Origin of the sequence: Streptomyces sp. NPDC059452 (genome assembly GCF_042750035.1) — a bacterium.
Lineage (GTDB): Bacteria > Actinomycetota > Actinomycetes > Streptomycetales > Streptomycetaceae > Streptomyces.
In genome coordinates, this window is sequence record NZ_JBHYVE010000007.1 from 253,589 (window position 1) to 261,371 (window position 7,783).

General features: G+C 73.7%; 6 protein-coding genes. 5 read left to right on the forward strand and 1 reads right to left on the reverse strand.

Annotated elements, in window-relative coordinates:
* Nucleotides 1–154 precede the first annotated feature (154 nt).
* Nucleotides 155–2,056: a hypothetical protein gene (locus ACFW9Z_RS13150; RefSeq protein ID WP_384638806.1), complete on the forward strand. Its 1,902-nt coding sequence runs from the start codon at nucleotides 155–157 to the stop codon at nucleotides 2,054–2,056.
* Nucleotides 2,057–2,079: 23 nt separating this feature from the next.
* On the opposite strand, the gene ACFW9Z_RS13155 is transcribed toward ACFW9Z_RS13150, so the two are convergent.
* A complete protein-coding gene (locus ACFW9Z_RS13155) occupies nucleotides 2,080–2,934 on the reverse strand; it encodes a hypothetical protein (protein ID WP_384638809.1) in 855 nt (284 codons plus the stop codon).
* Nucleotides 2,935–2,974: 40 nt separating this feature from the next.
* Between ACFW9Z_RS13155 and ACFW9Z_RS13160 the strand changes: the two genes are divergently transcribed.
* The 4 genes from ACFW9Z_RS13160 (at nucleotide 2,975) to ilvD (ending at nucleotide 7,626) form a co-directional block, all read left to right on the forward strand.
* Nucleotides 2,975–3,925 (forward strand): Ppx/GppA family phosphatase, encoded by a 951-nt coding sequence (locus ACFW9Z_RS13160; protein ID WP_384638811.1) that lies wholly within the window; start codon nucleotides 2,975–2,977, stop codon nucleotides 3,923–3,925.
* Between the two features lie 141 nt (nucleotides 3,926–4,066).
* On the forward strand, nucleotides 4,067–4,900 hold the full coding sequence (locus ACFW9Z_RS13165; RefSeq protein WP_384638868.1) for a sugar phosphate isomerase/epimerase family protein: 834 nt from the start codon (nucleotides 4,067–4,069) through the stop codon (nucleotides 4,898–4,900).
* Nucleotides 4,901–4,985: 85 nt separating this feature from the next.
* A complete protein-coding gene (locus ACFW9Z_RS13170; RefSeq protein WP_384638814.1) occupies nucleotides 4,986–5,603 on the forward strand; it encodes a TetR family transcriptional regulator in 618 nt (205 codons plus the stop codon).
* A gap of 172 nt (nucleotides 5,604–5,775) precedes the next feature.
* A complete protein-coding gene (gene ilvD, locus ACFW9Z_RS13175) occupies nucleotides 5,776–7,626 on the forward strand; it encodes a dihydroxy-acid dehydratase (RefSeq protein WP_384638817.1) in 1,851 nt (616 codons plus the stop codon).
* Nucleotides 7,627–7,783 lie beyond the last annotated feature (157 nt).

Below are 7,783 nucleotides of genomic sequence, written 5' to 3' on the forward strand. Positions count from 1 at the left end.
AGGAGCATCGGGGGCGGAACCGGAAGCATCGGGTCGGAACCGGGAGTGTCGGGGGTGGAGCACGGGAGCGCTGAGGCCGGAATCCGTGAGTCCTACGGCCGGAGTCCGTGATCCCCGTCCCCTTCCAGGCGATACGTTCACCCGTAAGGGTTAAATGTGCTCAAGGGGCGCCAAGGGGGCGTACTCCTCTGCCTACGGTCGCCGGGTGACGAGCAGCAGGATGCAGGCCCCCACGCACACCACCGGCGCACACCGGGCGCACCGACGAGCCCCTCACGCCTCGGCCCAGCAACCCGCCGCACGTTACGAGCCGCACCTCGACGGCCTCTTCACCTACTGCCTCTCCGTGCTCTGCGACCACGAGGCGGCGACCGAGGCGCTCGGTGCGGTCCTGGCGATCGCGGACCGGCACGACGCCCGCTGCCCCGAGGCCGAGGAGGAACGTCAATCCTGGCTCTACGCCCTGGCCCGGTGGACCTGTCTGCGCACCCTCACCGAGCGCAGACGGGGCCGTCAGGCCCACCGCAGGGCCCCCGCCGCCCCGGCCAGGAGCACCGAGCCCGCCGCGCACGCCCCGGACACCGCACCCCCCACCCCCGAGGACGCCACCACCCCCGACCCCGCCGAGTCCCCGGCCGCCGAGGCGCGCCGCCGGGAGCTCGCCACGCTCGCCTGGCCCGAGGCCGCCGGGACCACCCCCGAGCAGCGCGAAGCGCTCGAACTGGCCGTACGCCACCGGCTCACCCCCCGCGCCGTCGCCTCCGTGCTCGGCCTGGAGCCGGTCACCGCCCGGGAGCTCCTGGCCGCCGCGGCCTGCGAGGTCGAACGCACCCGGGCCGCGCTCGCCGTCGTGGAGACCGCCGACTGCCCCACCGTCGCCCGCCTCACCGGCGACCATCAGGTGCTGCTCTCCGCCGCGCTCCGCCGCGAGCTGGTCCGGCACGTCGACGACTGCCCCCGGTGCCGCCGCGCCGCCGAACGGGTGGACGCGGCGGGACCCTGGCCCGGTGCCGCCGTCGCCCCGGCCGCCCCGCTGCCGCTCGTCGAGGCCCCCAGACCCTCCGTGTACGTCGCCCGGGCCCAGGCCCAGCGCTCCCGCTCGGGCGGCCCGCGCTTCGGCCGCACCGGCTACCCGCTGGACCCCAAGGACCACGCCGCCCGCCGGGACCGGCTGCGCGCCCGGGTCGTCACGACGACGGTGGTCGCCACCGTGGTCGCCGCCCCGGTGATCGCCCTGTGGGCCGCGTACCGGGGCGCCCCCCTCACCGGCGAGGGCCACGACGGCTCCAAGGTGACCGCCACCGAGATCGACGGCGCGGGCGAGATGAGCGGCGACCCCGGAGCCCCGTACGAGAAGGCGGGCAGCGCACGCCCCGGCGACCGGCGCGGGGTCCACTCCCCGGACGTCACGGCCGAGGTCGTCAGCACCGGCGGCGACCGGGAGGGCGCGGGCCGGCTGACCGTCACCGCCCGGACCACCGGCGTGCTCACGGCGATCACGCTGACCGCATCCGACCGGGGCCCGGTCGACTGGTCGGCGGCCACGGACGCGCGGTGGCTGCACCTGAGCCGTACGTCGGGCACCCTCGCCGCCGGGAAGAGCACCACGATCACGGTCGCGGTGAACCACGCGGCCGCCCCGCGCGGCCCCTGGCGCGCCCGGATCACGCTGGACCCCTCCGGCTCGGCCGTGCTCATCGACGGTCATGGGGCCACCGCCCCGCCGACCGGCTCCCGGCCCGGCCCGACCCGCCCCGCACCCGGTTCCCCCGGCCCCACGGACCCGCGCCCCACCGACCCGGGCCCGACCCGCCCGGGCCCCGGCCCCTCCGACCCGGGCCCGTCGGACCCGGGCCCGTCGGACCCGGGCCCGACCAATCCAGGTCCCGGTCCAGGCCCAGGTCCAGGACCGGGCCCCAGCGACCCGACGCCCACGGACCCCACCCCGACGGACCCGACCCCCGACCCGACGGACCCGCCGGACCCCACCGACCCCGCCCCCACCGACCCACCCCCGCCCTCACCGGACCCGGGCGACCCGGGCCCGACGGAGTGAGGACGTAACGACGGGTACGGGTCTCAGACCCGCGGGCCCACCGGAGGATCCGCCGGATGCGGCGCCATCGGCAGCAGCGAGGCCAGCCGCTCCTCGCACAGCTCCACCAGCCGGTCGTACCCCTCCTTGCCCATCAGCTCGATCAGCTCCGGCCGGTACGTCACGTACACCGGATCCCCGGCCCCGTGCGCGGACGTGGCCGAGGTGCACCACCAGTGCAGGTCATGACCGCCCGGGCCCCAGCCCCGGCGGTCGTACTCACCGATCGTCACCTGGAGCACCCGGGTGTCGTCGGGCCGGTCGATCCAGTCGTACGTACGCCGTACCGGCAGCTGCCAGCACACGTCCGGCTTGGTCTCCAGCGGCTCCTTGCCCTCCCGCAGGGCCAGGATGTGCAGCGAGCAGCCCGCCCCGGCGGCGAACCCCGGCCGGTTCTGGAAGATGCAGGACCCCTCCCAGCGGCGCGTCTGGCGTTCGCCGTCCTCGTCGACGCCGACCCACCCCGTCTCCGTACCGACGTCGTGGAACTGCCACAGCTCGGGGGTGAGCCGTGCCACGTTCTCGGCGACCCGCTTCTCGTCCTCCTCGTCGGAGAAGTGCGCGCCCAGCGTGCAGCAGCCGTCGTCCGCGCGGCCCGCCTGGATGCCCTGGCAGCCGCTGCCGAAGATGCAGGTCCAGCGGGAGGTCAGCCAGGTCAGGTCGCAGCGGAAGACCTGCTCGTCGTCGCCCGGGTCGGGAAACTCCACCCAGGCCCGCGCGAAGTCGATGCCCTTCTCGTCGGACGGGTCCGGTCCGTTCGCCTCCGGCCGTGCTGCCTGCTTGTTCGACTTCTGCTTCTTCGTGGCTTTGTCCTGCTTAGCCTTTTTCGTCTTTGGCACGCGCCCAGAGTAAGTCGCGCGGCGCAGTAGCGTTCCGGTCATGAGACTCGGAGTCCTCGACGTGGGATCGAACACGGTTCATCTGCTGGTGGTCGACGCCCACCCCGGCGCCCGCCCGCTGCCCGCGCACTCGCACAAGGCGGAGCTGCGGCTGGCCGAACTGCTCGACGAGGGCGGTGCCATCGGCCCGCTCGGCGTGGACCGGCTCGTGGCGACGATCGCCGGGGCGGTCCAGGCCGCCGAGGACAAGGGGTGCGAGGACGTGCTCGCCTTCGCCACCTCCGCGGTGCGCGAGGCGACCAACGCGGACCAGGTGCTGGAGCGCGTACGGGGCGAGACCGGCGTCGACCTCGCCGTCCTGAGCGGCGCGGAGGAGGCCCGGCTCACCTTCCTGGCCGCCCGCCGCTGGTTCGGCTGGTCGGCGGGGAAGCTGCTGGTCCTGGACATCGGGGGCGGCTCGCTGGAGATCGCCTTCGGGATCGACGAGGAGCCGGACACCGCCGTCTCCCTGCCGCTCGGCGCGGGCCGCCTCACCGGCACCTGGCTGCCGGACGACCCGGCCGGCCCCGAGCAGGTCAGGGCGTTGCGGCGGCATGTGCGGGCCAGCATCGCGCGGACCGTGGGCGAGTTCAGCCGCTCCGGCCGCCCGGACCACGTCGTCGCCACCTCCAAGACCTTCAAGCAACTGGCCAGGATCGCCGGTGCCGCCCGCTCCACCGAGGGGCTCTACGTGCAGCGCTGCCTCAGCCGCAGCGCCCTGGAGGAGTGGGTCCCCAAGCTGGCGGCGATGACGATCGAGGAGCGCGGCAGGCTGCCCGGCGTCTCCGAGGGCCGGGCCGCCCAGCTGCTCGCCGGGGCGCTGGTGGCCGAAGGGGCGATGGACCTGTTCGGCGTGGAGGAGCTGGAGATCTGTCCCTGGGCCCTGCGCGAGGGCGTCATCCTGCGCCGCCTGGACCACCTCCCGGTGGGGCGGGCGGCGCTGGAGGGGTGACGTACGGCGGTGGACGTACGGCGGTACGGGACGCTCGGCGCCGGTCACGTACGGCCACCGGCCCATGGCCCTGATCGCTTTCCGCCAGGGCCCCTCGGCGCGGCGCACCACTGCCCGTACGCTGTCCAGGTGGCAGAACCAGTGGTGCGCATCCCCGATGCGAAGGTCGCCCTGTCAACGGCCTCGGTCTACCCCGAGTCCACCGCGACGGCCTTCGAGATCGCCGCACGCCTGGGGTACGACGGCGTCGAGGTCATGGTCTGGACCGACCCCGTCAGCCAGGACATCGAGGCCCTGCGCCGGCTCTCCGACTACCACCAGGTCCCGATCCTCGCGGTCCACGCGCCCTGCCTCCTGATCACCCAGCGCGTCTGGTCCACCGACCCGTGGGTCAAGCTCCAGCGGGCCAGGGCGGCGGCCGAGCGGCTCGGCGCCTCCACCGTCGTGGTGCACCCGCCGTTCCGGTGGCAGCGCAACTACGCCCGGGACTTCGTGACCGGGATCTGGCGGATGGCGGAGGAGACGGACGTCCGGTTCGCCGTCGAGAACATGTACCCGTGGCGCTACCGGGACCGCGAGATGCTCGCGTACGCCCCCGACTGGGACGTCACCAACGACGACTACCGCCACTTCACGGTCGACCTCTCGCACACCGCGACCGCCCGCACCGACAGCCTCGCCATGGTGGACCGGATGGGCGACCGGCTCGCCCATGTCCACCTCGCCGACGGCCGGGGCTCGGCCAAGGACGAGCACCTGGTGCCCGGCCGGGGCGACCAGCCCTGCGCGGAGCTGCTGGAGCGGCTGGCCCGTACGTCGTTCGACGGCCATGTGGTCATCGAGGTCAACACCCGCCGGGCGATGTCCTCCGCCGAACGCGAGGCCGACCTCGCCGAGGCCCTGGCCTTCACCCGCCTCCACCTCGCCTCGGCCGACGCCCCCACGGACCCGGCCCCCGAGCCCCGCCGCCCATGACCGAGGACCTCCGCGGCCGACCGCCGGTGTCTCCGCCCCCGGACCGCCGACACCGACCCCCGGCACCCCAGCCCCCGGACCGCCCATGACCGAGGACGAGCCCGCCCCCCGGCGCCGGGGCCGCCCCTCGCGCAAGGCCGCCGCCGAGGGGCCCGACGCCCGTACGCGCATCCTCCGGGCCGCCCGTACCGAGTTCGCCGAGCGCGGCTACGACAAGACCTCCATCCGTCAGGTCGCCAAGGCCGCCGGGGTGGACGCGGCCCTCGTCCACCATTACTTCGGTACGAAGGACGAGGTCTTCGCCGCCGCCGTCGAGCTCTCCTTCGAACCGGCCCTCGTCATCCCCCAGCTCCTCGGCGGCCCCCCGGAGGGCGTGGGGGAGCGGCTGGCCCGCTACTTCCTCTCCGTCTGGGAGAACCCGGCCACCCGCGCCCCGCTCCTGGCGGTCCTGCGCTCGGCGCTCACCCACGAGGCGGCGGCGAAGGTGCTGCGGGGCTTCGTCCTGCGCCGGCTGCTGGAGCGGATCGCGGCGGACCTCGACGTACCGGACGCCACCCTCCGCGCGGAGCTGGCCGCCTCGCACATGATCGGCATCGCGATGCTGCGGTACGTGATCCGCGCCGAGCCGCTCGCCTCGGCCGACCCGGAGGAGATCGTCGCGATGGTGGCGCCGACGCTCCAGAGATACTTGACGGAGAGCTGACGCGCGCACGGCGCCTGCCCACCCACCCACCCACCGAGCACTGACCACCCACCGACCACCGCGTCCCGTATTCCGGACAGCCTGTCCAGATCTTGGATCCGGGGCGTACGCTCGAAGACAGCCTTTTCTTTATCTGTCGGAGGCAGGCCCCCTGCCGAAGGAGCGAGCGACGATGCCCCAGCTGAGGTCCCGCACGGTCACCCACGGACGCAACATGGCGGGCGCGCGCGCCCTTATGCGCGCGTCGGGCGTAGCGAGCGCGGACATCGGCAAGCCGATCATCGCGGTCGCCAACTCGTTCACCGAGTTCGTCCCCGGCCACACCCACCTCGCCCCGGTCGGCCGGATCGTCTCCGAGGCGATCCAGGCGGCGGGCGCGGTCCCGCGCGAGTTCAACACCATCGCCGTGGACGACGGCATCGCGATGGGGCACGGCGGCATGCTCTACAGCCTGCCCTCGCGCGACCTGATCGCCGACTCCGTGGAGTACATGGTCGAGGCGCACTGCGCGGACGCGCTGATCTGCATCTCCAACTGCGACAAGATCACCCCGGGCATGCTGATGGCCGCGATGCGCCTCAACATCCCGACTGTCTTCGTCTCCGGCGGCCCGATGGAGGCCGGTAAAGCCACCCTCGTCGACGGGACCGTGCGAAAACTCGACCTGGTCAACGCGATCAGCGACGCGGTCGACGAGTCCATCTCCGACGAGGACATCCTCCGTATCGAGGAGAACGCCTGCCCCACCTGCGGCAGCTGTTCCGGCATGTTCACCGCCAACTCGATGAACTGCCTGACCGAGGTCCTCGGCCTCTCCCTCCCCGGCAACGGTTCGGTCCTCGCCACCCACACCGCCCGCAGGGCGCTGTACGAGAACGCGGGCCGCACGGTCGTCGAGATCACCAAGCGGTACTACGAGCAGGACGACGAGACGGTCCTGCCGCGCTCCATCGGCACCCGCGCCGCGTTCGACAACGCCATGGCGCTGGACATCGCGATGGGCGGCTCCACCAACACGATCCTGCACCTGCTGGCCGCCGCCGAGGAAGCGCAGCTCGCGTACAACCTGGACGACATCAACGAGGTCTCGCGCCGCGTCCCGTGCCTGTCCAAGGTCGCGCCGAACGTCGCCCCCGGCGGTACGTACTACATGGAGGACGTCCACCGCGCGGGCGGCATCCCCGCCCTGCTCGGCGAGCTGCACCGGGGCGGCCTGCTCAACGAGGACGTCCACTCGGTCCACTCCGACACCCTCGCCGAGTGGCTGAAGAACTGGGACGTGCGCGGCGGCTCCCCGTCCCCCGAGGCCGTCGAGCTGTGGCACGCGGCCCCCGGCTGCGTCCGCTCCGCGACCGCCTTCTCCCAGTCCGAGCGGTGGGACACCCTCGACCTGGACGCGGCGGGCGGCTGCATCCGCGATGTCGAGCACGCCTACTCCAAGGACGGCGGCCTCGCCGTCCTCAAGGGCAACCTCGCCGTGGACGGCTGCGTGGTGAAGACGGCGGGCGTCGACGAGTCCATCTGGACCTTCGAGGGCCCGGCCGTCGTCTGCGAGTCGCAGGACGAGGCCGTCGACAAGATCCTCCGCAAGGAGATCGCGGCGGGCGACGTCGTCGTCATCCGCTACGAGGGCCCGCGCGGCGGCCCCGGCATGCAGGAGATGCTCTACCCCACCTCGTTCCTCAAGGGCCGGGGCCTGGGCAAGGTCTGCGCCCTGGTCACCGACGGCCGCTTCTCCGGCGGTACGTCGGGCCTCTCCATCGGCCACGCCTCGCCCGAGGCGGCCTCCGGCGGCACGATCGCCCTCGTCGAGAACGGCGACCGCATCCGGATCGACATCCCCAACCGCTCGATCGAGCTGCTGGTCGACGACACCGAGCTGGCCGCCCGCCGCGAGGCACTGAACGGCGTGTACGCCCCCAAGGCCCGCGACCGCAAGGTCTCGGCCGCACTGCGCGCCTACGCGGCAATGGCGACGAGCGCGGACCGGGGCGCGGTCAGAGACGTCTCAAAGCTGGGCTGACTTCCGGGGGAGCCACTCCTGGCTCCCCCCGCCACCCCTTCCGCCGCCGCCCCGGGGCCCGTCTTTCCAGCCCCCCCCGGCCCCCCACATCTCGGGCGGGGGCCCCCACATCTCGGGCGGGCTGGGCCGGCATTTTCAGCCCCTCCGGCGTTTGAGG

Excerpts from the sequence above, each read along its gene's own strand:
- ilvD (WP_384638817.1), top strand. The coding sequence starts at position 5,776 with ATGCCCCAGCTGAGGTCCCGCACGGTCACCCACGGACGCAACATGGCG.
- ACFW9Z_RS13170 (WP_384638814.1), top strand. The coding sequence starts at position 4,986 with ATGACCGAGGACGAGCCCGCCCCCCGGCGCCGGGGCCGCCCCTCGCGC.
- ACFW9Z_RS13150 (WP_384638806.1), top strand. The coding sequence starts at position 155 with ATGTGCTCAAGGGGCGCCAAGGGGGCGTACTCCTCTGCCTACGGTCGC.
- ACFW9Z_RS13160 (WP_384638811.1), top strand. The coding sequence starts at position 2,975 with ATGAGACTCGGAGTCCTCGACGTGGGATCGAACACGGTTCATCTGCTG.